The sequence below is a fragment of the Streptomyces sp. RKND-216 genome (assembly GCF_004795255.1).
GTDB classification, from domain to species: domain Bacteria; phylum Actinomycetota; class Actinomycetes; order Streptomycetales; family Streptomycetaceae; genus Streptomyces; species Streptomyces hazeniae.
The window spans coordinates 1,479,072-1,505,686 of record NZ_SSBQ01000002.1; the positions used below are offsets into that span (position 1 = coordinate 1,479,072).

At 72.6% G+C, this 26,615-nt stretch carries 15 protein-coding genes; 7 read left to right on the plus strand and 8 right to left on the minus strand.

The genetic code is table 11. From position 1 onward, the window contains the following. Positions 1-236: 236 nt before the first annotated feature. Together E4198_RS06335 and E4198_RS06340 are read right to left on the minus strand one after the other, a co-directional pair. Positions 237-1,004 (minus strand): enoyl-CoA hydratase-related protein, encoded by a 768-nt coding sequence (locus tag E4198_RS06335; protein WP_027765952.1) that lies wholly within the window; start codon positions 1,002-1,004, stop codon positions 237-239. Positions 1,005-1,105: 101 nt separating this feature from the next. Beyond that, positions 1,106-2,377, minus strand: coding sequence for an Ig-like domain-containing protein (locus tag E4198_RS06340; protein ID WP_136182309.1), 1,272 nt, complete (start codon positions 2,375-2,377; stop codon positions 1,106-1,108). Positions 2,378-2,683: 306 nt separating this feature from the next. On the opposite strand from E4198_RS06340, the gene glgX reads away from it, so the two are divergent. The 4 genes from glgX to E4198_RS06360 all read left to right on the plus strand — a co-directional run bounded on the left by glgX (position 2,684) and on the right by E4198_RS06360 (position 11,316). Continuing rightward, positions 2,684-4,894, plus strand: a complete 2,211-nt coding sequence (glgX, locus tag E4198_RS06345; RefSeq protein ID WP_247597573.1) for a glycogen debranching protein GlgX — start codon at positions 2,684-2,686, stop codon at positions 4,892-4,894. 73 nt (positions 4,895-4,967) lie between these two features. Continuing rightward, positions 4,968-6,956, plus strand: a complete 1,989-nt coding sequence (locus tag E4198_RS06350; protein ID WP_136182311.1) for an ABC transporter ATP-binding protein — start codon at positions 4,968-4,970, stop codon at positions 6,954-6,956. A gap of 41 nt (positions 6,957-6,997) precedes the next feature. Next, complete coding sequence (locus E4198_RS06355; RefSeq protein ID WP_136185212.1) at positions 6,998-8,845, plus strand: ABC transporter ATP-binding protein; 1,848 nt, start codon at positions 6,998-7,000, stop codon at positions 8,843-8,845. Between the two features lie 572 nt (positions 8,846-9,417). After that, a complete protein-coding gene (locus E4198_RS06360; RefSeq protein ID WP_136185213.1) occupies positions 9,418-11,316 on the plus strand; it encodes a M4 family metallopeptidase in 1,899 nt (632 codons plus the stop codon). On the opposite strand, the gene E4198_RS06365 is transcribed toward E4198_RS06360, so the two are convergent. The 4 genes from E4198_RS06365 to E4198_RS06380 form a co-directional block, all read right to left on the minus strand. Next, entirely contained in the window at positions 11,313-12,650 is a 1,338-nt protein-coding gene (locus E4198_RS06365; protein WP_136182312.1) for a glycosyltransferase 87 family protein, read from the minus strand. The two genes, E4198_RS06360 and E4198_RS06365, sit on opposite strands and share 4 nt — an antisense overlap. Next, positions 12,647-14,623: a glycosyltransferase family 39 protein gene (locus tag E4198_RS06370; protein WP_136182313.1), complete on the minus strand. Its 1,977-nt coding sequence runs from the start codon at positions 14,621-14,623 to the stop codon at positions 12,647-12,649. Before E4198_RS06370 ends, E4198_RS06365 begins: the two co-directional genes overlap by 4 nt. A 16-nt stretch (positions 14,624-14,639) precedes the next feature. Next, positions 14,640-15,494, minus strand: coding sequence for a TauD/TfdA family dioxygenase (locus tag E4198_RS06375; protein ID WP_136182314.1), 855 nt, complete (start codon positions 15,492-15,494; stop codon positions 14,640-14,642). Positions 15,495-15,572: 78 nt separating this feature from the next. Next, positions 15,573-16,589 (minus strand): isocyanide synthase family protein, encoded by a 1,017-nt coding sequence (locus E4198_RS06380; RefSeq protein ID WP_168711379.1) that lies wholly within the window; start codon positions 16,587-16,589, stop codon positions 15,573-15,575. A gap of 231 nt (positions 16,590-16,820) precedes the next feature. Between E4198_RS06380 and E4198_RS06385 the strand changes: the two genes are divergently transcribed. Continuing rightward, positions 16,821-17,831, plus strand: coding sequence for a LysR family transcriptional regulator (locus tag E4198_RS06385; RefSeq protein WP_168711380.1), 1,011 nt, complete (start codon positions 16,821-16,823; stop codon positions 17,829-17,831). Between the two features lie 16 nt (positions 17,832-17,847). Here the strand turns inward: E4198_RS06385 and glgP are convergent, their stop codons facing one another. Further along, entirely contained in the window at positions 17,848-20,424 is a 2,577-nt protein-coding gene (gene glgP, locus E4198_RS06390; RefSeq protein WP_136182317.1) for an alpha-glucan family phosphorylase, read from the minus strand. Between the two features lie 104 nt (positions 20,425-20,528). Beyond that, positions 20,529-22,052 carry an alkaline phosphatase D family protein gene (locus E4198_RS06395; protein WP_210732785.1) on the minus strand — a complete coding sequence of 508 codons (1,524 nt, stop codon included), beginning with the start codon at positions 22,050-22,052 and terminating at the stop codon, positions 20,529-20,531. Positions 22,053-22,603: 551 nt separating this feature from the next. Here E4198_RS06395 and E4198_RS06400 point away from each other — a divergent pair. Together E4198_RS06400 and treS are read left to right on the plus strand one after the other, a co-directional pair. Next, the gene (locus E4198_RS06400; RefSeq protein ID WP_136182319.1) at positions 22,604-24,658 is read left to right on the plus strand and encodes an alpha-1,4-glucan--maltose-1-phosphate maltosyltransferase; all 2,055 of its coding nucleotides are present in this window, start codon (positions 22,604-22,606) and stop codon (positions 24,656-24,658) included. Further along, positions 24,655-26,451 carry a maltose alpha-D-glucosyltransferase gene (gene treS / locus E4198_RS06405; RefSeq protein WP_168711381.1) on the plus strand — a complete coding sequence of 599 codons (1,797 nt, stop codon included), beginning with the start codon at positions 24,655-24,657 and terminating at the stop codon, positions 26,449-26,451. Before E4198_RS06400 ends, treS begins: the two co-directional genes overlap by 4 nt. Positions 26,452-26,615: the final 164 nt, after the last annotated feature.

Genomic DNA, 26,615 nt, shown 5'->3' on the forward strand with positions numbered 1-26,615 from the left:
TTCCGGAATATTGCCGACCTGGGAGTCAGGTCGGAGATCTCCGGATCTGGCATATGCCGTGACCCCCTCGGCCACCCTGATCACGTCGATGACCAGCGACTACGTTCCGCGCAGGCATGATCACTACCCGTCCGGGAGTGCGTGACACCTCCTCCCGAGAACGGCGAAGGGGTGACGCGCGGGCGGCATGCGCCACCCCACGCCACCCCCGGCCGTTCGAGAGCCTCGCGGACGGGTCAGCGGAACCTGGCCTTGCCCGGGCCGTCCTCCACGAAGCTGCGCATGCCGGTCTCCCGGTCCTCGGTGGCGAACAGGCCCGCGAACCAGTTGCGTTCGATGGTCAGGCCGGTGTCGATGTCCGTCTCCAGCCCCGCGTCGACCGACTCCTTGGCCGCGCGCAGCGCCATGGCCGGGCCCGCGGCGAGCTTCGCGGCCCACGCGTGCGCCGCCTCGTACACCTCGGCGTCCGGCACGACCCGGTCGACCAGGCCGAGGGTGAGCGCCTCATCCGCCTTGACCTGGCGTCCGGTGAAGATGAGGTCCTTCGCCTTGGCCGGACCGACCAGGCGGGACAGGCGCTGCGTGCCCCCGGCTCCAGGAATCAGGCCGAGCAGGATCTCCGGCTGGCCGAGCTTGGCCTTCTCGCCCGCGATGCGGATGTCCGCGCACAGCGCCAGCTCGCAGCCACCGCCGAGTGCGTAGCCGGTGACGGCGGCGACGACCGGCTTGGGGATGCGGGCCACCGCCGTGAAGGCGTCCTGGAGCCCCTTGGACCGGGCGACCATCGCCGCGTGGTCCATGCGCTGCATCTCCTTGATGTCCGCGCCGGCCGCGAACACCTTCTCGCCGCCGTAGATCACGACCGCGCGGACGTCCTCACGGGCGGTCGCCTCGTGGGCGAGTTCGAGGAGCCGGTCCTGGGTGGCGACATCCAGGGCGTTCATCGGCGGGCGGTCCAGGCGGAGGGTGCCGACGCCGTCGGCCACTTCGAGAGTCACAGTCATACGGGCAGGTTAGCGTTCGTTCACACGCCTCGGTCCACGCACCCGGCGCGAAGGGCGCCGGGTGCGTGGACCGAGGCGTGTCGGCAGGGCCGCCCGCAGGGCTACTGCTCGGCGGTCCATTCCTCCCAGGACATGTTCCAGGCGTTGAGGCCGTTGTCCGGGGCGATGGTCTCCGGGTCGGCGGAGTTCTTCACCTGCACGACGTCGCCGATGAGGGAGTTCTCGAAGAACCAGGCGGCCGCCGCCTTCTCGTCCCAGCCGCCGCGCACGTCGTCCAGGCCGATGCAGCCGTGGCTGGTGTTCGCGGAGCCGAATGTGGCCGACGAGGCCCAGTAGTTGCCGTGGATGAAGGTGCCGGACGTGGACAGCCGCATCGCGTGCGGCACGTCCTCGATGTCGTACTCGCCCTCGCCGTCGTCGTCCGTGAAGCCGACCGTCGCGCCGTTCATCCGGGTGACCACGTGCTTCTCGCTGATCACCATGATGCCGTTGTACGTGGGCGTGGCCGGGGCGCCGGCGCTGATCGGCACCGTCCGCAGCTTCTTCCCGTCACGGGTGACCGTCATCGTCTTCTTCTTCGCATCGACCACGCTGACCTGCGAGCGGCCGATCTCGAAGGTGACCGACTTCTTCTGCGACCCGTAGACGCCGTCCGCGCCCTCCACGCCGTCGAGGTCGAGGTCGAGCGCAACCTCGGTGCCGGCCGCCCAGTACTCCTCGGGACGGAAGTCGAGGCGCTGGTTGCCGAACCAGTGGCCCTCGATGTCCACCTCGGGCTCCGCGGTCACGGAGATGGCCTTCTCCACGGCCTCCAGGTCCTCGATGGCCCGGTTGAAGCTGATCGAGACCGGCATGCCGACACCGACCTTGTCGCCGTCCTCCGGCTGGAAGAAGCCGACGAAGGAGTCGCCGGGAACGAGGGTGGAGAACTTCGCGTTCTCGGCGGCCTTCCGCCCCTCGGAGTCGGTGGCGACCGCGTTCACGGTGTAGGTCGTCTTGGTCCGCAGGTGCCCCTCGGGCTTCCACGCGCCGCCGTCGGCGGTGATCTCGCCGGGCACCTTCTCGCCGTCCGCGGTGCGCACCACGACCTCGGTGAGCTTCCCCTTCTCGGCGCTCACCGCCAGTTCGCCCGTGGTCGCGACGCCGTCGGCGCCGTCCTCCGGAGCGATGGTGACGACCGCCTCGGACGGCCCGGTCGGCTTCGCCTTCTCCGGAGTCCGTTCGTCGGCGGCGCTGTTGCCACCCCCGCAGGACGACACCACCAGCAGCAGTACGACGAGGAGGACGACGAGTCCCGCCGCCCCTCCCCCTATGAGGCGGGCCCGGCCGCCCGCCCGTGCCTCCGCCCCGGCAAGTATGGCCTTGAGTTCCACTGTGGCCTGATCTCCCCTCGCGCACGAACGCGCTCCCCGGGTGGCGCCGTCGGGAGCGCACCACGCGCGTGTGACCGGTCAGACAACCACACGCATGCGGGGGTTGTGCACCTGCGGTGTCACCGTTCGGTCGCGGTTTCCGCCGGTGAGGGGCATGCCGGGAGAAAACGCGCGTGGCTGCGGCACAGGGTGAGCGCTACGCGCCGGGCTGTCACCCGTTCGGCGTCACCGGGAGCGGTTCCGGCCCTCCCCGGAGGGCCCGGCGGGTGAGGATCGCCGTGTGCACCGTGGAACGGAGGCTCACTGGTGACGCAGGCACCCGCGCGGACGAACGACCCCACGGTCTCGCCGGCCGTGTGGCCGGGCAGTCCGCAACCACTCGGCGCACGCCACCACCTGGGGCCTGACCGGACCCCGGGCACCAACTTCGCACTGTGGGCGGGCGGGGCCGAGGCCGTCGACCTGTGCCTCTTCGACGACGACGGACGTGAGACCCGGCACCGGCTCGCCGAGCCGACCCACGAGATCTGGCACGGTTTCGTCCCAGGAATCCGGCCCGGTCAGCGCTACGGCTACCGGGTGCACGGCCGCTGGGACCCGTGGACCGGCGCACGCTGGAACCCGGCGAAGCTGCTGCTCGACCCGTACGCCCGCGCGGTGGACGGCGAGTTCGCGCCGACGCCCGAGGTGTACGGCCACGTCCGCGACTGGCCGCAGCAGGACCTCGCCGACACCGTGCGGGACGAACGCGACTCCGCCGCGCACGTGCCGAAGGGCGTCGTCGTCGACGACCGCGACAGCTGGACCGACGACCGCCGCCCCAAGACCCCGTGGGCCGACACGGTCCTCTACGAACTGCACGTGCGGGGCTTCACCAAGCGCCACCCCGGTGTGCCCGAGGAACTGCGCGGCACCTACGCCGGACTCGCCCACCCGGCGGCGCTCGACCACCTCACCGGACTCGGGGTGACGGCCGTCGAACTGCTGCCGGTGCACCAGTTCGCGCACGAGGACCACCTGCTGCGACGCGGTCTGCGCAACTACTGGGGCTACAACTCCGTCGGCTGGTTCGCCCCGCACGCCGCCTACTCCGCCTCCGGCACCCGCGGCCAGCAGGTCGGCGAGTTCAAGCGGATGGTGCAGGCGCTGCACGGCGCCGGGATCGAGGTGATCCTCGACGTCGTCTACAACCACACCGCCGAAGCGGACGAACACGGGCCCACGCTGTCGCTGCGCGGCATCGACAACCGCGCCTACTACCGCCTCGCCGGCGACGCCCGCCGCTACACCGACTACACCGGCTGCGGCAACACCCTGCACGTGGTACGGCCGCACACGCTGCGGCTGATCACCGACAGTCTGCGCTACTGGGTGCAGGAGATGGGTGTGGACGGCTTCCGTTTCGACCTGGCGGCGGCACTGGCCCGCTCCCTGCACGACGTCGACATGCTTTCGCCGTTCCTGGCCGTCATCGCCCAGGATCCGGTGCTCCGGCGGGTGAAGCTGATCGCCGAACCGTGGGACGTGGGCACGGGCGGCTACCAGGTGGGCGCCTTCCCGCAGCTGTGGACGGAGTGGAACGACCGCTACCGCGACACCGTGCGCGACTTCTGGCGGGGCGCGCTGCCCGACGTGCGTGACCTCGGCTACCGCCTGTCCGGGTCCAGCGACCTGTACGCGTGGGGCGGGCGGCGGCCCTACGCCTCGGTCAACTACGTCACCTCCCACGACGGCTTCACCCTGCGCGACCTGGTCAGCTACAACCGGAAGCACAACGCGGCCAACGGCGAGGACGACCGGGACGGCACCGACGACAACCGGTCCTGCAACCACGGCGCCGAGGGCGACACCGACGACCCGGAGATCCTGGCGCTGCGGCGACGGCAGCTCCGCAACCTGCTCACCACGCTGCTGCTCTCCACGGGCGTGCCGATGCTGACGGCCGGCGACGAGGCGGGCCGTACGCAGGGCGGCAACAACAACGCCTACTGCCAGGACGACGAGACCTCCTGGACCGACTGGAGCCTGCTCGACGATCCGGGGTGGCGGGGGCTGTACGAGCTGACCGCACGGCTGCTGCGGCTGCGCCGCGACCACCCCGTGCTGCGGCGCAAGGCGTTCTTCTCCGGCCGCCCGCACGGCCCGGAGGGGGTGCGGGACCTGACCTGGTTCACCGGGTACGGCGAGGAGATGACCGAGGCCGACTGGTTCGCACCGGGCGCCACCCTGGGGATGTACCTGCACGGGCAGGACCTGCCGCAGCGCGACGCCAAGGGCCGCCCGGTGACCGACGACTCGTTCCTGTGGCTGCTGCACGCCGGCACCGCGACCGGAGCGTTCCGGCTGCCCGGCCCGCCCTGGGGCACGGCGTACGAACTCCTGGTGGACACCGCGCGCGAGGACCAGGCCGAGCCGCCGGGCACACTGCTCCGTCCGGGTGACAAGCTGCCCCTGCCGCCCCGCTCGGTGCAGTTGCTGCGCGCCCGGCCCCAGCAGGCGCGGGACGTCCGGTCGTAGGTCCGCGGACGGAGGCGGGAGGGGCGAAAAACCGAGTGTGCGGTGTCAGTGGCGAACCGTACGCTCGCTCCTGATGACTGCCACCGACCTCGCCGCCACCGACAACCGCTCCGACGACACGCCCGCAGCCCGCGGTGGCGACGAGCCGCCCCCGGAGGGGCAGCGGGCCGACGGCGGCGACGGCAGATCCGCGGTGCGGTCGCTGCTGCGGCTGTGGCCGTACCTCAAGCCGGTGCGGGCCCGGTTCTTCACGGCCGCGTTCATCGCGATCGTCGCGTCCTGCATGGGTCTGGTCATCCCGCTGGTCCTGAAGTGGATCGTGGACGGACCGGTGGCCTCCCGCGACACGCGGGGCGTGTGGCTCGGCGGCGCGCTGCTGCTCGGCGTCGGCATCGCCGAGGCCGCGTTGTTCGGGCTGCGGCGCTGGCTGGTGGCGCGGCCGCTGGCGAGCGTCGAGGCGGCCATGCGCGCCGACCTGTACGCCCACCTGCAACGGCTCCCCGTGGCCTTCCACGACCGCTGGCCCAGCGGGCAGCTGCTGTCGCGGGCGACCACTGACCTGCAGCTGCTGCGCATGTTCCTCGCCTTCCCGCTGACCTTCCTGGTGGTCAACGGCACCACCATCCTGGTCGGCTGCGTGATCATGTTCGTGCAGGACTGGGCGCTCGGTCTGGTCGTGCTCGCGCCCCTGGTGCCGCTCGGGGTGCTGTGCTCGTTCTTCGAGGCGCGCTACTTCATCGCGGCGCGGCGCGCGCAGGACCAGATCGGCGACCTCACCACGGTCGTCGAGGAAGCCGTGCTCGGCATCCGCATCATCAAGGGCTTCGGCCGCCACAAGAGCCAGGCACGGGCCTTCCGCGCGCTGTCCGGGCGGCTGCTCGGCACCGAGATCCACAAGGCCCGGCTGCTTGCCGGGATCTGGGCGTTCATCATGACGCTGCCCGAGCTGGCACTCGGTGCGGCGCTGGTCCTCGGCACGATCCAGGTCGCCGAAGGCGACCTGTCGGCGGGCACGCTGGTGGCCTTCCTGTCCACGGCGCTGGCGCTGCGGTGGCCGGTGGAGTCGCTCGGGTTCCTGCTGGCGATGAGCAACGAGTCGGCGACGGCGACGGACCGCGTCTTCGAGGTCCTCGACGCTCCTGTCCCCGAGGACGCGGGCGCGGACGGCGACCGGACCGCGGCCGGCGGCAGGACGGCGGACGACGACCCCGTCTCCGGCATGCGGTTCGAGGGCGTGACCTTCCGGTACCCGGACGCACCGCCCGGTGCGCAGCCGATCCTCGACGGTGTCGACCTCCACGTCCCGCCCGGCGAGACAATGGCCCTCGTCGGCGCGACCGGTAGCGGCAAGACGACGCTGACCGCGCTCGTCCCCCGTCTGCACGAGGCGACCGAGGGCCGCATCACCCTCGACGGCGTGGACGTCACCACCCTCCCCCGCGCAGACCTCCGCGCCCTCGTCGCCGTGGCCTTCGAGGACCCGACCCTCTTCTCCGCCACCGTGCGGGAGAACGTCCTGATGGGCACCGACGGCAGCGGCACCAGCACCAGCTCCGCCGACGCCGCGAAGGCGGACGAGACCGCCCTGCACCGAGCGCTGCGCATCGCGCAGGCCGACGGCTTCGTCGCCGCGCTGCCCCACGGCGTCGACACCGAGGTGGGCGAACAGGGGCTGTCCCTGTCGGGCGGCCAGCGCCAGCGCCTCGCCCTGGCCCGCGCCGTGGTCGGCTCCCCGCGCTTCCTCGTGCTGGACGACCCGCTGTCGGCCCTCGACGTGCACACGGAGGCCGCCGTGGAGGCGGCGCTGCGGGAGGTGCTGGCCACGACCACCGCCCTGGTCGTGGCGCACCGGCCGTCCACCGTGCTGCTCGCCGACCGGGTCGCGCTGCTGTCCGGCGGACGCGTCACCGCCGTCGGCACCCACCACGAACTGCTGCACACGAACCCCGAGTACGCGGCGCTGATGTCCGGCGACGACCGGCGCGACGCGGACGGGGACGGCACAGATCCGGACACGGCCGCAGACGCCGCATCCGGCACCGAAGGGAGCCTCCAGGCGTGACGACGACCGTCGACGGCGGCGCCACACCGGCCACCGACCCCGTGGCGGGTTCGGTGGCGGGCGAGGCCCTCCCCACCTCTCCGCCGGGACCCGATCAGGACCCGTTCTCGCAGGACGTGCTGCCGGCCCCGCGCAACGCGCCGCGGACGCTGCTGCGTTCCCTGCTGCTCCCGCACCGGCCCCGCGTCGCACTGGCGGCCGTCCTGCTGCTGCTCCAGCAGGCGGCGGTGCAGGCGGGCCCGCTGCTGGTGGCGTACGCGATCGACGCGGCCGTCCCGGCGATCCGGGGCGCCGCCGACTACGGTCCGCTGATCGCCGTCGCCCTGGGATACCTGGTGTGCGCGCTGGCCGCGGGCGGGCTCCAGTACGCCTTCGTCGCCACCGCCGCCCACGTCAACCAGCGGGTGCTGCTCGAACTGCGCGGCCGCATCTACCGGCACGCCCAGGCCCTCAGCGTGGACTTCCACGACCGCTACACCTCCGGCCGGCTCATCTCCCGCGCCACCACAGACGTGGAGGCGCTGCGCGAGCTGCTGGACGAAGGTCTCCAGGAGCTGCTGACGGTCGTGGTGTCGGTGGGCTACATCCTGGCCATGCTGCTCTACCTCGACTGGGGGCTGGGCGCCTGCGCGCTCGCGTCGTTCGTGCCGCTCTCGCTGCTTGTGCGCTCGTTCCAGAACCGGTCGCGGCGCATCTACCGGACGCGTTCCACCGCGATCGCCGCGGTGATCGTGAAGTTCGCGGAGACGATGAACGGCATCCGCCCGGTGCAGTCCTTCCGCCGCGAGAAGCCGAACGACGCGGCCTTCCGCACGCTCAACGACCGCCACCTGAAGGTGAACGGGGACGCCATCCTGGAGATGGCGCGGTACGTCGTGGGCTCCCGCCTCACCGCGAACTTCGCGGTGGCGGCGCTCGTGCTGTGGGGGGCGTACCGGGTGGCGGACGGCGGGCTGGAGCTCGGCGTGCTGGCCGCGGCAGCGCTCTACCTGCGTCGCCTGTACGACCCGATCGACCGGCTCGGCATGTTCCTCAACTCCTTCCAGTCGGCGAGTGCATCGCTGGAGAAGATCGCCGGCCTGCTGGCGCAGCAGCCATCCGTGCCCGAGCCGGACGTGCCGCGCCCGCTGCCGGACCGCAGCGGGGACACGCCGGGCCGCGAGGTGGTCTTCGACAGCGTCCGGTTCGCCTACCGCACCGGCGGGGAGGTGCTGCCGCGGTTCGCTCTCACGGTCCCGGCCGGGCAGACGGTCGCCGTGGTCGGCGCCACCGGCGCGGGCAAGTCGACGCTGGCGAAGCTGCTGGCCCGGTTCTACGACCCGACCGAGGGCCGGGTCCTGCTGGACGGCGCCGACCTGCGGGATCTGGACACCCGGACGCTGCGCAGCGGTGTGGTGATGGTGACCCAGGAGGCGTTCCTCTTCTCCGGAACGGTCGCGGAGAACATCGCGATCGGCCGCCCGGACGCCTCCCGCGCCCAGATCGAGGAGGCGGCGAAGGCCATCGGCGCGCACGACTTCATCGCCGCGCTCCCCGAGGGCTACGACACGGACGTACGCAAACGCGGCGGCCGGATCTCGGCGGGTCAGCGGCAACTGGTTTCGTTCGCGCGGGCGCTGCTGGCCGACCCGGGCGTGCTGATCCTGGACGAGGCGACCTCGTCGCTGGACATCCCGGGCGAGCGCGCGGTGCAGGAGGCGATGACGACGGTGCTCAAGGGCCGTACGGCCGTGGTGATCGCGCACCGGCTGTCCACGGTGGACGTGGCGGACCGGGTGCTGGTGATGGAGGACGGGCGCATCGTCGAGGACGGCCCGCCGTCGGAACTCACCGCCCGCGACGGCCGGTACGCCCGACTGCACCGGGCCTGGCGGGACAGCCTGGCCTGAGCCCGTACCCGCGCAGGTTGCACGAGGGCGGGCGCTGTCTGGCGGTTCGCCCTCGTAGGGGCCGCTCCGGGGCCCTCACGCGGATTGCCCCGGAGCGGCCCCTACGTGGCCGTCGGATGCCCGGAATGCGGACGGACCGGGTCAGCAAACGGTCAAGTTTTCGGATCGACGCGCGTCACCCGCCCGATGCCTTGGTGACATGGACGCGTCTACGTGGCAGGGTTCCCGTGGTTCACCGGACACGGCGCGCCGCGTCCGACAACTGAACAGCGAGTTGCACGGAGAACGGCCGGATTTCCGGCCATATTGTTGTCGCGCCCCTGACAAGGCGCGCCAACGGTGCCACTCTGACTCCGGTCGGCTCCGCACTCCCCCACGACCCACCACCCACAGTGCGCCGCCACACCGGTTCCCCCCACACGCGTCACTCAGCTGCACACGTTCTGCACCCCACCGAGGCCGCACCACCCGAGCGGCCCCAGCAGAGTAGGAGTCACCGCGTGAGAACCCCATCCCCACACCGCGTCGGCAGACGCACCCGCACCGCAGCAGCCCTCGTGGCCACGGCCGCCATGGTCGCGGTCGGCATGCAGGCCACCGCCACCGCAGCCCCCGAGGGCGGCCGGCTGGACCCCGGCGCCCTCCCGGCGAACATCAGCGCGGCCGAACGCGCCGGTCTGATATCCGCGGCGGAGGACCGCGAGGCGGCCACCGCCGACGCGCTCGGGCTCGGCTCGAAGACCGAACTGCGGGTCAAGGACGTCGTGAAGAACCGCGACGGCTCGACCCACACCCGGTACGAGCGCACGTACGCCGGACTGCCCGTCCTGGGCGGTCAGATCATCGTGCACCGCACCCCCGACGGTTCCGTCGACGGGGTCGACAAGGCCACCACCGCGCGCATCCAGGTGCCCACCACCAAGGCCGCCGCGAAGCACAAGCCGGCCAAGCCCGAGGCCAAGGGCAGCAAGGCGCCGCGCAAGGTGATCTGGGCGGCCGACGGCACGCCGACACTGGCCTGGGAGAAGGTCGTCGGCGGTGTGCAGGAGGACGGCACGCCCAGCGAACTCCACGTCGTCACCGACGCGAAGACCGGCGAGAAGCTGTACGAGTGGCAGGCCGTCCACCAAGGCACCGGCAACAGCATGTACGCCGGCCAGGTCGAGATCGGGACCTCCGGCTCCAGCGGCAACTACCAGCTGAACGACGCGCAGCGCGGCGGCCACAAGACGCTGGACTCCGACAACGGGAACCAGATCTTCACCGACGCCGACGACGTCTGGGGCAACGGCTCGCCGTCCCACACCCAGACCGCCGCCGTCGACGCCCACTACGGCGCGGCACTGACCTGGGACTACTTCCAGCAGGTGCACGGCAGGGACGGCATCCGCGGTGACGGCGTCGGCGCCACCAGCCGCGTCCACTACGGCAACGCCTACTCCAACGCCTTCTGGCAGGACTCCTGCTTCTGCATGACCTACGGCGACGGCGCGGGCAACCAGAAGCCGCTCACCTCCATCGACGTCGCCGCGCACGAGATGTCGCACGGCGTCACCTCGCACACCGCGGGCCTCGTCTACAGCGACGAGTCCGGCGGCCTGAACGAGGCCACCTCCGACATCTTCGCGGCCGCCGTGGAGTTCCACGCGAACAACTCGGAGGACGTCGCCGACTACCTGGTCGGTGAGAAGATCGACATCCGCGGCAACGGCACGCCGCTGCGCTACATGGACCAGCCGAGCAAGGACGGCAGCAGCCTCGACTACTGGTCCCCCGGCGCCGGCGACGTGGACGTCCACTACAGCTCCGGCATCGCCAACCACTTCTTCTACCTGCTGTCCGAGGGCAGCGGCGAGAAGACCATCAACGGCGTCACGTACAACAGCCCGACGTACGACGGCGAGGCCGTCACCGGCATCGGCATCGGCAAGGCCGAGCAGATCTGGTTCAAGGCCCTGGCCGAGAAGATGCTCCCGAACGAGACCTTCGCGCAGGCCCGTACGCACACCCTGCAGGCCGCCGGCGAGCTGTACGGCGCCGACAGCCCCGAGCAGCTGGCCGTGGCGCACGCCTGGGCCGCCGTGAACGTCGGCGACCGTCCCGGCGACCCCGGTGACCCGGGCGGCGAGGGTGAGTTCGAGAACACCGACGACGTGGCGATCCCGGACGGCGGCGCCGCCGTCACCTCGCCGATCGACGTCACCGAGGTCGGCGGCAACGCCCCGAGCGACCTGAAGGTGGCCGTCGACATCAAGCACACCTACCGCGGCGACCTGGTGATCGACCTGGTGGCCCCCGACGGCACCGCCTACCGGCTGAAGGACTCCGGCTGGGACTCCGGTGACAACATCAACCAGACGTACACCGTCAACGCCTCCTCCGAGGCCGCCGACGGCACCTGGAAGCTCCGCGTCCAGGACGTCTGGAGCTTCGACACCGGCTACATCGACAGCTGGAAGCTGACCTTCTAGGTCTTCGTCCCGCTGTGGGAACCTGCCGCCGTCCTGGCCGGCGCCGCACGCAGAGCTGCTGCGGTGGCCGCCAGGACGGCGGCGAACAGCAGCAGGTAGAGGTTGCCGTAGAGCACCTCCAGCCCGTACCGGGGCGGGAGTGCCACCAGCCCCAGCGGCGGAGCGTCCATCCGGTGCCCGGTCAGGAAGTGCAGCGGCCAGGCGAACACCAGGAGGAACGTGCAGCCAAGGGCGAGCGCGACGCGGCCGCGGGCACCGGGCCGCAGCCGCACCACCGCGTAGACGGCCAGGGGGGCGAACCACACCCAGTGGTGACTCCACGACACCGGCGACACCGCCGCCGTGGTCAGCCCGCACAGCAGGACGCCGAGCAGCGGCAGACCGCGCCGGTGCACCATGGCCGCAAGACCCAGACCCAGCATCACCGTCGGCACCGCGACCGCCAGCCACAGCACGAGGGGCGGGTCCGCGATGCCCGTGGCCCGGGCTAGCAGACCGTTCATCGACTGGTTCATCGGGCTCGCGACCTCGCCGAGCCGCTCCGACCGCAGGAACGTGCCGCCCCAGTAGTCCAGGCTGTCGCCCGGCGCGGCGACCAGGCCGATCAGCGCGGTGGCCGCGGCGGTCCCGGTTGCGGTGGCCGCCTCCCGGTACCGGCGGGTGAGCAGCAGGTGGACGATGAACAGCGCGGGCGTCAGCTTGATCCCGGTCGCGACCCCGACCCCCACGCCGCGCAGCCTGCGCCGCCACCGCCCGTCGCGCTCCCCCGGACCGGCCCGGCCGCCCGCCAGGTCGGCGAGCACGAGCAGCATGAGCAGCAGGTTGACCTGGCCGAGGTAGAGCGTCCAGGACACCGGTTCCAGCCACAGCAGCAGCGCGGTGAACGCCACGACGAGCCCCGCGCCACCTGCGGTGCGGCGCCCGCCCGTTGCGAGTGGTCCGCCCGCGTGGCGCAGCGTCAGGTGCACCGAGGCGGCGAGCAGGACGACCCCGGCGGGGAGCACCAGTGCCTGTGCCACCGCGACCGGTGCGACGGCCAGTGGCAGGAAGACCAGCGCGGCGAAGGGCGGGTAGGTGAAGGACCAGGTCCCGTCCGGTCCCAGACCTCCCTGGTACAGCGGCACGCCGTCCAGCAGCGCCTGGGCTCCGGCCCGGTAGACCGACAGGTCGAAGAAGCCGCTCATGACCACGTACCCGGTCTCCCGCCAGTGCAGCCAGGCGAGTACGGCGAACAGCGCCGCCGACAGCCCGGCCACCAGGGCCGGCCGGCGGGAGAGCACCGTGTCGAGTGCCGGGCCTCCGCCCGCTCCGGCGGTGTCGGGGTGTCGGCTCATCCGGTTCCTCCCTGGGGTCGCGGTGCGCAGTCGAACAACGTCTCGGGGTGGCCCGGCGGGCCGGACGGTCTGCCGGGGGTGCGGTACAGCCGTGGCGGTACGGGCGTGCAGTGGTCGGCGACCCAGCGCGCGCGTTCCGCGGCGGCGGGCCCGCCCATCGCGCCGTGGAAGCCGCCGGTCATCACGTAGCGCAGCTCGCCGGAAGAGGTGAGCGCGTCGAGGCGCGCGAGGTCCGGGACCGGAGCCGCGCCGGTGAACCCGCCCATCGGCAGCACGCTCAGGCCGGCGCGCAGGTACGGGGACGCGGTGTTCGCAGTCGGTACGGCCAGGTGGTAGGTCTCGCCTTCGTACCGCGCGGTGACGAAGGCGCGTACGCCGGGCGCGGGTTCGAGCATGTTCATGTCCCCGGCCTCCGGGGGCAGGCGTACACCGGGCGGGAAGCCGTGCAGCGAGGCCATGGCTCCGGGCGGGAGGCCGTCACCGGGCACCGTGTCGGGGTTCACGGTGGTCAGCCCCTCCAGGGGCAGGGACGACGCGGACACCGCCCACGCCCCGGGGCCGAGCAGCAGGGCGGCCGCGGCCAGCCCGCTCGCCACCCGCGCGGACGTCCGGGCGGGTGCGGCGGTGCGCCCGGCCTGCGGGGAACACGCGGCGGCCACCAGCAGGCAGGCGCACCCGCAGGCCAGGACGGCGGCCACCGCATGCCACCACCGGCCGTCGGCGCGCAGGGCGAGCACCGCCGCCCACACGGCGCTCCCCGCGAGTGCGGCCGCCCACCCCCGGGCGGTGAACGCGCCGTCGCGGCAGGCGCGGGCCGCACCGACCGCGCCGCCCGCGCAGAGCGCCGCGAGCGCCGGGGCCAGCGCGGCGGTGTAGTAGGTGTGCACCGCCGCGGCCGTGCTGAACACCACACCATGCATGAGCAGCCAACCGCCCCACAACAGCCACCCGGCCCGTACCGGATCGGTGCGCGCGGCACCCCGGGAGGCCAGCAGTCCGGCGGCGAGGGAGACCAGGGCGAAGGGCAGCAGCCAGCCGATCTCCGGCCCGAGCGCGGAGCCGACGAGGCGTCCCGGACCGGGCGGGCCGCCGAAGTCGGCGAGGAAGCCGGTCACCTGTGCGGCGACGGGATCGGAGTGGCCGAGCCGGCTCAGCCCGTTGTAGTGCAGCAGCATCTCCCCCACCGCGTCGTGGGTGGAGCCGTCCACGTACGGACGCCGTCCCGCGGGCGTGAGCGCGACGAGCAGCGGCCACACGGCACTCGCCGCGATCGTCACCCCCGCTGCCGCCGCCACCTGCCGCACGCGCGAGGCGAGCGCGCCCGGTGCGGCGCAGAGGTGGGAGAGCAGCAGAGCGGGCAGCACCAGGTAGGCCTGGCCCATCTTGACGTGGAACGCAGCCCCGACCCATGCGGCGGCGACCAGCAGCTGGCGCGGGCGCCCGTCCGCCGTCGCCAGGTGGCCGGCCCGCGCGGCGCACACCAGGAACAGCACGAGCAGGGTGTCGGGGATGTTCACCCGGGCCAGGACGACGGTGACCGGGGTCAGCGCGAACGCGAACGCGGCCACCACTCCGGCGGTGTCCCCCTTCCAGCGGCGCACGGCCGAGGCCAGCACGGGCACCGTCGCGGCGGCGGCCAGCGCCTGCGGCAGCAGCAGCGCCCCGTCGTGGAAGCCGAACAGCCGGACGGACAGGGCCTGGAGCCACAGCGCTCCGGGCGCCTTGTCGACGGTCAGGGTGCCCGCCGGGTCCAGGGCCCCGAACCAGAAGGCGTGCCAGTCGGTGCTCATCGAGCGGACGGCCGCCGTGTAGTAGTAGTGCGGTTCGACCGCGGCGTGGGCCAGGAAGGCCAGCAGGAAGGTGAGCAGGGTGGCACCGCCGACCGCGGCCCCCGCCCCGCTCACCCACGGGCCCGGCCGCCCCGCGCGGCCGCCCTCCTGCGCCCGTCCGGTGCGTTCCGAAGTGTGCAGCATGTTTTCGTCCCCGGCCTCAGGCCACAGCCGGGTTGGCGAACGCCGGGTCGCCCAGCAGGTGGACGCGGCGCAGGTGGCGGGGGGCCCGGCTGGTGAAGCGCTCCCTGCCGTGCAGCAGCGCGTAGTTGTCCGCGATCAGCACGTCGCCGCTGTGCCAGGTGTGCGCGAGGAAGAAGCGCGGGTCGTGCAGGGCGTCGCGCAGTCCTGCCAGGAGCGCGGGGACGTCCTTGTCGCCGACGCCGTCGAAGGCGTGGGCAGGACGGTTGAGGAAGTCCGGTTCGTCCTGCGGCGGCGGCTCGTTGAAGCGCAGGGTGGGCACGCCGCTGCGCGGGTGCGGCACGATCAGTGGGGACGAGGCCCGGCCGCCGTAGTGGACGACGCTGCGGATGCGGTAGGTGACGGTGACCCTCCGCCACAGCTCCAGCACCTCGGGCGGGCAGTGTTCCAGCAGGGACACGGTGTCGCAGAAGACGGTGCGGCCCCCGTCGCCCCCGCCCGGTGCGCGGACGCAGTGGAAGACCTGGAACTCGGGGATGAGCGGCTTGTACATGCCGTCCCAGTGCAGCGGAACGCTGCTGCTGTCGAAGATGTGGTCGGTGGGCTCCTCCGCCTCCCGCAGCTCCAGCACGTCGCCGAACGGCCAGGCCATCACCTCCCCCCAGGTACGGCACCACCGGGCGAGCTCCTCCGGCTCGTCCGGGGCGCAAAAGCCGCGCAGCAGCACCAGCCGGTGCGCGCGCACCGCCTCGCGGAGGGTGGGCACGGGCAGGCCAGTGAGGCGGTCGTCGCCGGAGGGTGCGTCGATGCGTAGGCCGAACGGCTCGGCGGGCGCAGCGGCGGGCAGTCCGTCCAGGGCGGGGGTTGCGGGCATGGCGAACTCCTGTGGGGCGGGGGTGAGTCGGGTCGGGCTCCGGAACCGGCGCTTCCGGACGGAGTCTCGCGGGAGACGTCAGGCCGCGCCGGGTGCGCGGGTCAGCGGCGACGGGCCGTGCAGCGCCTCCGGGCCGCCCGTGACGGACGGGGGCGTGTCCGGCAGGGCGCGGACGAAGTGGCTGGGCCGTCCTTCGCGGTGCACCAGGCGGGCTCCGTCCCGTTCGGTGTCGGCGCGGCGGCGCAGCACGTACCCGTCGCCGGACTCCACCGCGACGGCGTGCCAGGGCGTGAGCCAGCCGTCGTCCTCCGGCGTGAGGCGGATGCCGAACTTCGCGGAACCGCAGCGCTGCGGGTGGATGGAGAGCCGCACGGCGCGGGGGAAGTGCTCGGCGACCAGGCCGCCCCACGCGCGGCTGCGGGCGATGACGCCGTACGCCCGGCGCCGGGCCTCGCGCTGCAGGGCGCTGCGCGTCCGGGACACGCCCGGGGTGAAGGAGTCCTCCAGGAGGAACCGGGTGAGGGCGCGGTAGAGGTCCAGCGCCTCACCGCCTGCGCGGACCTCCTCCCGGATGCGCTCGGGCCGTTCGCCGTGGGTCTCGTCCAGAGCGCGCCGCATCGCGTCGTAGGAGCAGCTGTCCATGCCCGGCACGTCGTCGATGCTGAAGAGGGAGAGCGGCGCGGGGCGGCGCCGGGCCAGCATGCGCCGGATCTCGTCCTGGTAGGCCGTCACCACCTCGTCGTGCACGCCTATCAGGTCGCTGAAGACCCGTCCGTCCGAACAGATCACCAGCCGCATACCCGGCGGGTACACCTCCCGCACCTGACGGCACAGTCCGGCGAGGAAGTCGAACGCGACTTCCTCGGCGCGGTCCGGGAGGGTCCCCAGCACCTTGGCCGGGTTGGGGGACTTGCAGGGGAAGCCCGGCAGCACGCACTCGACCGGCACGCCCGCGCGGACGCTCGCCCGGACCGCGGGCAGATGGGCGGGTACGCACCGGGGGCAGGTCTCGGCGTCGCAGCCGGGTTCCGGGGCGCCCCGGCGGTGGCGGAAGACGATGCGCAGAATCCTTGCGGAGATCTCTTCGGGGTTCACCGGAACGGGCTCCCTCGGGGCTGGTGGCTCGTGGGGGGAGGGCCCGCCGAGCGGGGGCTGCGTCACCCGGCGGGCCCCTGAGCGTGCGCCGCGCGCCGGACCGCCGACGCAGCCGTCAGGGGGGCGGCGGTCGCGCGGTCGCCGACCGGGCCGACGCGTCCTCACTGTCGCGCCGGAGGCGGTCTTGCCGCTAATCCGAGAGGTTCATAGTGTCGCCCTATGGTCCTCGAGATGCGTCATCTCCAGGCGATACAGGCGATCGCCGAGGCGGGCAGTCTCACCAGGGCCGCCGCCTCGTTGGGTGTCTCCCAGCCCTCCCTGACCGGCCAGTTGCAGCGGCTGGAGAAGAGGCTCGGCGGGCGGCTCTTCCTGCGGGACCGGCAGGGCGCGGTGCCCACCCCGCTGGGCGAGCTCGTGCTGTCGAAGGCCCGTCAGGTGCTTCCTGCGATGGAGGAGTTGGAGCACGAGACGGCGCGGTACACCGCCGAGGGCGTGGAGCGGATGCTCCGGTACGGCTCGGTGCCGGGGCCGCTGATGGCCGGCCCGCTGCAGCATCTGAGCGCCTGTCACGGGGACCGGGTCACCTTACGCACCGAGTCCTCCGCCCGCCTGCTGGCGGACCTGGTCGCGCAGGGCCACCTGGAGTTCGCGAGCATCCTGGACCATCCCGAGCATCCGCTGCGGCTGGGCGCGGAGCTGCGTCGGCACGTCGTCGCGGTGGAGCCGGCCTTCGCGCTGGTGCCCGCGCGAGGTCCGCTGGCGGAGCCGGCCGAGGTGGAGCCGTCGGCGCTGGCCGGTGCCTCATGGGTGATGCCGCCGCTGCCGGACAACGGACTGCGCGCCTGCCTGGCGGCGATGTCGGCGCGGGCCGGCTTCACCCCGCGCGTCGTGCACGAAACCGACGCCAGCGGCGCGCGCGACCTCATCGGCGAAGGCGGGTGCGTGGGCATCGGCCAGGCGACGTTCCGGGCGACGACGGGCATCGCCGTACGGCCGCTCGCGGGGTGCCCGGTGACCGTCCGCCACACCCTGATCTGGCTCGCCGGCCGTCAGCCGGCCGACCTGGTGCGGCAGATGGTGTCCTTCGTGGACGACGCCTACGTCGCCGCGGTGGCCCGCAGCCCGGCGTATCTGGACTGGCTCGACGACCATCCCGGGTTCGGCGGCGCGGAGGGACTGCGGACCGCCCTGTCCCTCCGGGGACCGGCCGAGGAGTCGGCGACGGGCCGCTTCCGGCACTGACCGCGTCGCCGCAGGGTCACCGCAGGAGGACGCCTCCCGCTCCGCCGGTCCCGGCCTCGTCCGGCGGGGCGGCGGTCAGGCCGAGTTCGGCCGGTCCGGACAGCAACGGGTGCGCGGGCAGGACCCGCACCGTGTAGCCGAACGACCCGGTGCGGTCCAGCGCCAGCGGCCCCTCGTACAGCCACCGGCCCTCCAGGTCCGGGCCGGTGCCCGGCTTGAGCACCACGCGCACGGCGTCCGCACCGGCAAGGGCGTCCGACTCGTCCACCCGGCCGGCGACGGCCTGCACCTCGACCTCGTCCGGGGTCAGCGCCCCCAGGGCCACCCGCACCCGCACGGTCAGCGAGCTGCCCAGCTCCAGCGAGGCGCCCTCCACCCCGGCGCCGGCGTGCTCGACCCGGTCCACGGCGACCCGCGGCCACTCCTCCCGCACCCGGGACTTCCAGGCCGCCAGCCGTCCGGCGGCCGTGCCGTCCAGGTTCCGGTGGGCGCGCGCGGCCGGGGCGTAGAGCCGTTCCACGTACTCGCGGACCATACGGTCGGCCGGGACCTTCGGCGCGAGGCGGCGCAGCGTCTGCCGCACCCTCTCGATCCACCGCTCGGGCAGTTCGCCGCCGTTGACGCCCCGGTCGTAGAAGCACGGCGCGACATGGTCCTGGACGAGCCGGTAGAGTGCGGCGGCCTCAATGTCGTCCCGCCGGGTCTGGTCCGCGGCGGCCAAGCCGTCGGCGGTGGGCACCGCCCAGCCGAAGTCCGGCTCGAACCACTCGTCCCACCAGCCGTCCAGCACCGAGAGGTTGAGGCAGCCGTTCAGCGCGGCCTTCATGCCGGAGGTGCCGCACGCCTCCAGCGGGCGCAGCGGGTTGTTCAGCCACACGTCGCAGCCGTGGTAGAGCTTGCGCGCCATGGCCATGCCGTAGTCCGGCAGGAAGACGACGCGGTGCCGTACCGCCGGGTCGTCGGCGAAGCGGACCAGCTCCTGGATGAGCCGCTTCCCGCCGTCGTCCGCCGGGTGCGCCTTGCCCGCGACGACGATCTGCACGGGACGGGTGGGGTGCAGCAGGAGTTCCGTGAGCCGGTCGGGGTCGCGCAGCATGAGGGTGAGCCGCTTGTAGGAGGGGACGCGGCGGGCGAAGCCGATGGTGAGCACGTCCGGGTCGAGCACGCCGTCGATCCAGCCCAGTTCGGCCCGGGCGGCGCCGCGCTGGCGGCAGGAGGCGTGCAGCCGGGTGCGCACCTCGTGCACGAGCTGCTCGCGCAGGGTGCGGCGCAGTTCCCACAGTTCGGCGTCCGTGAGCCGGTGTGCGTCGCGCGGCACCTCCGGGGCGGTCCAGGTGGGGGCGTGGACGCCGTTGGTGACGGAGGTGATGGGCACCTCCGCCGGGTCGAAGCCGGGCCAGAGGCCGGCGAACATCTCCCGGCTGACCCGCCCGTGCAGGGTGGACACGCCGTTGGCGCGCTGGGCGAGGCGCAGGCCCATCACGGCCATGTTGAACAGCGTGGGGTCGCCACCGTCGTAGGTCTCCCGGCCGAGGGCGAGCACCGCCTGCGCGTCGATGCCGGGGAGTTCGCCGTCGTCGCCGAAGTGGCGGGCGACCAGGTCGCGGTCGAAGCGGTCGATGCCCGCCGGGACGGGCGTGTGGGTGGTGAAGACGGTGCCGGCCCGCACGGTCTCCAGGGCGGCGTCGAAGGCTGAGCCCTCGTGGGCGAGTTCGTGGATGCGTTCCAGGCCGAGGAACCCGGCGTGGCCCTCGTTGGTGTGGAACACCTCGGGCGCCGGGTGGCCAGTGAGCCGGCAGTACGCGCGCACGGCGCGCACCCCGCCGATGCCGAGCAGCATCTCCTGGAGCAGCCGGTGTTCGCTGCCGCCGCCGTAGAGCCGGTCGGTGACCTCGCGTTCGGCGGCGCCGTTCTCCTCCACGTCGGAATCGAGCAGCAGCAGCGGCACCCGGCCGACGCGCGCCAGCCGGACGTACGCGTGCAGGGACCTCCCGCCGGGCAGCGCGAGCGCGACCCCGACCGCCGTGCCGTCCTCCTCGCGCAGCAGTTCCAGGGGCAGCTCGTCGGGGTCGAGCACCGGGTAGTGCTCCTGCTGCCAGCCCTCGCGGGACAGGGACTGCCGGAAGTAGCCGTGCCGGTAGAGCAGCCCCACGCCGATCAGCGGCAGGCCGAGGTCGCTGGCCGCCTTCAGGTGGTCGCCGGCGAGGATGCCGAGGCCGCCGGAGTACTGCGGCAGGGCACTGGTGATGCCGAACTCGGGCGAGAAGTAGGCGACGGCGCGGGGCAGTTCGTCGCCGGCCCGCTGGTACCAGCGGGGTTCGGTGAGGTAGTCGTGCAGGTCCCCGGCGACGACGGCCAGCCGGCGCAGGAAGCCCCGGTCGGCGGCCAGTTCCTCCAGCCGCGCGGTGGGCACGGCGCCCAGCAGGCGCACCGGGTCGCCTCCCACGGCCTCCCAGCTGTCCGGGGCGGCGGCCCGGAACAGCGCACGGGTCTCCGCGTGCCAGGACCAGCGCAGGTTGCGGGCGAGGTCGTGCAGCGGAGCGAGCGGCTCGGGGAGGACGGGACGTACCGAAAAGCGACGGATTGCCTTCACGGAGGCGACGGTACCGGGCGGGCGGCGGCGTTCCCCGGACCGAAGCGGGCCGTTCGAGTGATGCTGCGCGGCGGTCCGCCCCGCGGGGCGGACCGCCGTGCGGGTCAGGCCGGCTGGGCGCCGGGGCGGCCGTTCTCGACGACCCAGCGGGCGCGGGTGCGCACGGGTGCGCCCGGCCGGGAGACGTAGTCGACGACGCGGTTCTCGGCCGTCCACTCGGAGGGGGTGACGGTGTTCCGGACATAGCCGCGGTTGCGGTTGAGGAACTTGATGTGCGGGTTCTCGGCGAGCTGGATCGGGTCGTTCGGCCCCTGCTCGGAGCCGTCGCCACCGCTGCTGATGGAGGTGCCGACGAGCTCGGTGGCGACGGTGGCGGAGGCCGGGTCGTCGAAGTCCGCCTTGACGTCGTTGACGTAGTTGGCGTGCACGTCGCCGGTGATGATCACCGGGTTTGAGGTGCCGGCGGCGGTGAAGTGGTCGCGGACGGCCTCGCGTTCGGCGAAGTAGTTGTCCCAGGCGTCGTTGCTGAAGTCGGTGGCGGAGCCGGAGGCGAAGTCGCGCTGGGAGAAGAAGACCTGCTGGGCGAGGACGTTCCAGCGGGCCGTGCGGCCGGCCAGGTTGTCGAGCAGCCAGCCCCGCTGGCGTGCCCCGAGGAGGGAGCGGGAGGGGTCCGTGCGGTCGACGTCCTCGACCTGGTCGTCGCGGTACTGGCGGGTGTCCAGCAGGTGGAAGTCCATCAGGTCGCCGAACTGCATCCGGCGGAACATCTGCACGTCCGGACCGTGCGGGCGCTGAGCGCGGCGCAGCGGCATGTGTTCGTAGTACGCCTGGAAGGCGCGGGCGCGGCGGCGCAGGAATTCCTCGGGGTCGGTGTCCGGGTCGGAATCGTCGCCGGCCCAGTTGTTCTCCACCTCGTGGTCGTCGAAGACGGCCATCCACGGGTGGGCGGCGTGCGAGGCCTGGAGGTCGGTGTCGGTCTTGTACTGGGCGTGGCGTATCCGGTACTCGGCCAGCGACCAGGTCTCGCCTGCGGGGACGTGGCCACGGCCGAGGGTGCCCTGGGCGGGGCCCTCGTAGATGTAGTCGCCGAGGAACGCGACCAGGTCCAGGTCCTCCTCGGCGAGGTGGGCGTGGGCGGTGTAGTAGCCGTCGGGGTAGTTCTGGCAGCTGGTGAACGCGAAGCGGAAGCGGTTCACGCGCTGTCCGCGCCCGGGAGCGGTGCGGGTGCGTCCGACCGGGCTGAGTTCGAGTCCGGCGCGGAAGCGGTAGAAGTACTCCCGGCCCGGGCGCAGTCCTCCGACCTCGACGTGCACCGCGTGGCCGGAGGAGGGACGGGCCAGCTCCACGCCGACTCTGACGATGCGGCGGAAACGCTCGTCCTCGGCCACCTGCCAGAGGACCGGTGCGGGACGGTCGGGCATGCCGCCGAGTCCGTCGGCGGCGAGCGGGTCCGGAGCGAGGCGCGTCCACAGCACGACACTGTCCGGATGCGGTTCCCCGGAGGCGACGCCGAGCGTGAACGGATCGCGTATGCGGCGCTCCGCGGCGGGCGCGGCGGCCCACGCGGTGGAGGTGCCGAGGGCGGAGGCGGCGAGGACGCCCGCGCCGACGGCGCCGGCCGTCAGCATGTTCCGCCGGGTGACCGCGGGGAAGGTCCGGGCCGGTCCGGAGGTGGACCGGGGAGAGGATGCCGAGCCGGTGACAGACATGCGCAGCCCTTCGGTTGTGGGGTCGGGCGGGCCGCCACCCGGTGCGCGGCGGGGCCCGCGCCATCAGGCCACGCGCACCTGACTCCCCCGCCACGGACGCGTGAACGGGCGCCCTCGACCTGGCTGCGTTCGCCTTACGCCCCGCGTTACGCACTTCGTGCCGCAAGAGGTGATTTCCGGACGAGATGAAGAGAAGAGGGTTTCGGGGTTTGTTTCGCCGTGTGTCCGGACTCCGGGCACCGCGCCCGGCTGGAGGCGCGCCCACCTCCGCGCCGGATCCGCCGTACGCACGGCGACACCGCCGGCCGCCGACACCCATCGGAGGCCGTACACCCGTCCAGGCCAGGGCGGGATACCTCGACCGGGTGAAGCGGTGGCGCACGGGAAGGCGCGCAACCTTCGCGAGTCGGGCGAAGCGGATAGAAAGAGCAGATGCCCGCCCGCCTCCCGCACATCTCCCAGGTGAGCCCATGATCGGTCGCATCCCCGTGCTGGACGTCCAGCCCCTCGTCGACGGCGGGCGGCGGCCCGCGAAGGCGGTGGTGGGCGAGACGTTCACCGTGTCCGCCACGGTCTTCCGCGAGGGGCACGACGCCGTCGGAGCCAACGTCGTGCTCCGCGATCCGGCCGGCAGACAGGTGCCGTGGACGCCGATGCGGGAACTGTCCCCCGGCAGCGACCGGTGGGGTGCCGAGGTCACCCCGGACGCCGAGGGCCGGTGGACGTACATGGTCGAGGCGTGGAGCGACCCGGTGGAGACCTGGCGCCGCTACGCGCGCGTGAAGGTGCCCGCCGTCCTCGACGTCGAACTGACCCTGTCCGAGGGCGCGGAGCTGCACGAGCGGGCAGCGGCCGGGGTGCCGAAGAACGACGGGCGCTCGGTGGTGCTCGCCGCCGTGGACGCGATGCGGGACGCGAAACGGTCCGGTGCCGCACGGCTGGCCGCCGCGCTCGCCCCCGAGGTGACGGCCGTGCTCGCCCGGCACCCGCTGCGCGAACTCGTCACCTCCTCCCTCTCCCATGCCCTCCAGGTGGAGCGGCGGCGGGCGCTGTACGGCTCGTGGTACGAGCTGTTCCCCCGCTCGGAGGGAGCGGTCGTGCGGGACGGACTGCCGCCCGTGACGGGGACGTTCCGCACCGCCGCCGACCGGCTGCCCGCCATCGCCGCGATGGGCTTCGACGTCGTCTACCTGCCGCCGGTCCACCCCATCGGCAGGTCGCACCGCAAGGGCCCGGACAACGCGCTGACCGCCGGTCCGCACGACGTCGGCTCCCCGTGGGCGATCGGCTCGGCCGAGGGCGGCCACGACGCGCTCCACCCCGACCTGGGCACCTTCGCGGACTTCGACCACTTCCTGCAGCGGGCCCGGGAGCTGCGCATGGAGGTGGCACTGGACTTCGCGCTCCAGTGCTCCCCGGACCACCCCTGGGTGCGCAAGCACCCGCAGTGGTTCCGGCACCGCGGCGACGGCACCATCGCCTACGCCGAGAACCCGCCGAAGAAGTACCAGGACATCTACCCGCTCGCGTTCGACGTCGACTTCCGCGGCCTGGTCCGCGAGACGCTGCGCGTGCTCCGCTTCTGGATGGAGCACGGGGTGCGGATCTTCCGGGTGGACAACCCGCACACCAAGCCGGTGGTGTTCTGGGAGAAGGTCATCGGCGACATCAACCGCACCGACCCGGACGTGATCTTCCTGGCCGAGGCGTTCACCCGGCCCGCGATGATGCGGACGCTGGCGAAGGTCGGGTTCCAGCAGTCGTACACCTACTTCACCTGGCGCAACGACAAGCAGGAGCTGACGGACTACCTCACCGAACTCTCCGGCGAGACGGCCGCCTACATGCGGCCCAACTTCTTCGTGAACACGCCGGACATCCTGCACGCCTACCTGCAGGACGGCGGCCGCGCCGCCTTCGAGGTGCGGGCCGTGCTGGCCGCCACCCTCTCCCCCACCTGGGGCGTCTACGCAGGCTACGAGCTGTGCGAGAACACCCCGGCGGCGGACGGCAGCGAGGAGTACCTGAACTCGGAGAAGTACCAGCTGCGTCCGCGCGACTGGGACGCCGCCGAGCGGTCGGGCCGCAGCATCTCCCCGCTGATCACCACCCTCAACCGGCTGCGCCGCCGCCACCCCGCGCTCCAGCAGCTGCGTTCGCTGCACTTCCACGAGACGGACAACCCGCACGTGATCGCGTTCTCGAAGCGTGCGGGCGGCTCGCCGCACGGCCACCACCACGGCCGCGAGAACGCCCCCGCCGACACCGTCCTCGTCGTGGTCAATCTTGATCCGCACCACACCCACGAGGCGACGGTGTCGTTGGACACGGCGACTCTCGGCCTCCCGTCCGCGCAAGTCGGCGACGGATCCGGGACCTTCCCGGTGCGCGACGAGCTCACCGGAGAGACCTACCACTGGGGCAGCGAGAACTACGTGCGTCTGGAACCGGGCCAGGACCCGGCGCCGGCGCACGTCTTCGCGCTGCGACCGTCCCCATCGACCGGAGGGTCACCCACCACATGATCGTCAACGAGCCCGTTCCCGACACCTTCGAGGACACCCCGGCGAAGGACCGCGACCCCGAGTGGTTCAAGCGCGCGGTCTTCTACGAAGTCCTCGTCCGCTCCTTCCAGGACAGCAACGGCGACGGCGTCGGCGACCTCAAGGGCCTGACCTCGAAGCTCGACTACCTGCAGTGGCTCGGCATCGACTGCATCTGGCTGCCGCCGTTCTTCACCTCCCCGCTGCGGGACGGCGGCTACGACGTCGCCGACTACACGGCCGTGCTGCCGGAGTTCGGGGACCTCGCGGACTTCGTGGAGTTCGTCGACAACGCGCACGCCCGGGGCATCCGCGTCATCATCGACATGGTGATGAACCACACCAGCGACCAGCACCCGTGGTTCCAGCACTCCCGCACCGACCCCGACGGACCGTACGGCGACTACTACGTATGGGCCGACGACGACAAGCAGTACGCGGATGCCCGCATCATCTTCGTCGACACCGAGGCGTCCAACTGGACCTTCGACCCGGTGCGCCAGCAGTACTACTGGCACCGGTTCTTCTCCCACCAGCCGGACCTCAACTACGAGAACCCGCAGGTGCAGGAGGAGATGATCTCCGCGCTGCGGTTCTGGCTGGATCTGGGGATCGATGGCTTCCGGCTCGACGCCGTGCCCTACCTGTACGCCGAGGAGGGCACCAACTGCGAGAACCTGCCCGCCTCGCACGCCTTCCTCAAGCGGGTGCGCGCCGAGATCGACGAGCACTACCCGGACACCGTGCTGCTCGCCGAGGCCAACCAGTGGCCGGAGGACGTCGTCGACTACTTCGGCGACTACGCCAAGGGCGGCGACGAGTGCCACATGGCGTTCCACTTCCCCGTCATGCCGCGCATCTTCATGGCGGTCCGGCGCGAGTCGCGCTACCCCGTCTCCGAGATCCTGGCGAAGACGCCGCAGATCCCTTCCGGCTGCCAGTGGGGCGTCTTCCTGCGCAACCACGACGAGCTGACGCTCGAGATGGTCACGGACGAGGAACGCGACTACATGTACGCCGAGTACGCCAAGGACCCGCGGATGCGGGCCAACATCGGCATCCGGCGCCGCCTCGCCCCGCTGCTGGACAACGACCGCAACCAGATCGAGCTGTTCACCGCCCTGCTGCTGTCGCTGCCGGGCTCGCCGATCCTGTACTACGGCGACGAGATCGGCATGGGCGACAACATCTGGCTCGGCGACCGCGACGCCGTCCGCACCCCCATGCAGTGGACCCCGGACCGCAACGCGGGCTTCTCCTCCTGCGACCCCGGCCGGCTGTTCCTGCCCGCGATCATGGACCCGGTGCACGGCTACCAGGTCACCAACGTCGAAGCGGCCATGAGCTCACCGTCCTCCCTGCTGCACTGGACGCGGCGGATGGTGGAGATCCGCAAGCAGAACCCGGCCTTCGGCCTCGGCACCTACACCGAACTGCCGTCCACCAACCCGGCCGTGCTCGCCTTCCTCCGGGAGTACGAGGACGACCTCGTGATGTGCGTGCACAACTTCTCCCGCTTCGCGCAGCCCACCGAACTCGACCTCCAGACGTTCAACGGGCGGCTGCCGGTGGAGCTGGTCGGCGGCGTGAAGTTCCCGCCGATCGGCGAGTGGCCGTACCTGCTGACGCTGGCCGGGCACGGCTTCTACTGGTTCCGGCTGCACAAACAGGCGCCCGCCGCCGCCGGGGCGGAGCAGCCCACGCAGGCGGAGAAGTCGGCACGCGCCGACCGGGAGGCCGAGGCACGGGCGCACGGGGCTTCCGCCCCGGCGTGACGCCCCTCCCCCTGCCCGCCCGGCGCCACCGCGCGCCGGGCGGGCAGGGCCACCGGCGTCACCCGCTTGCCGGACACGCACCCGCGACACGGCCCGGCACCTCCGAACCGCCCAGACGGCAATCCGGGACACTCGGCGTACCTTTCGTGCACCGGGGAAAGGAC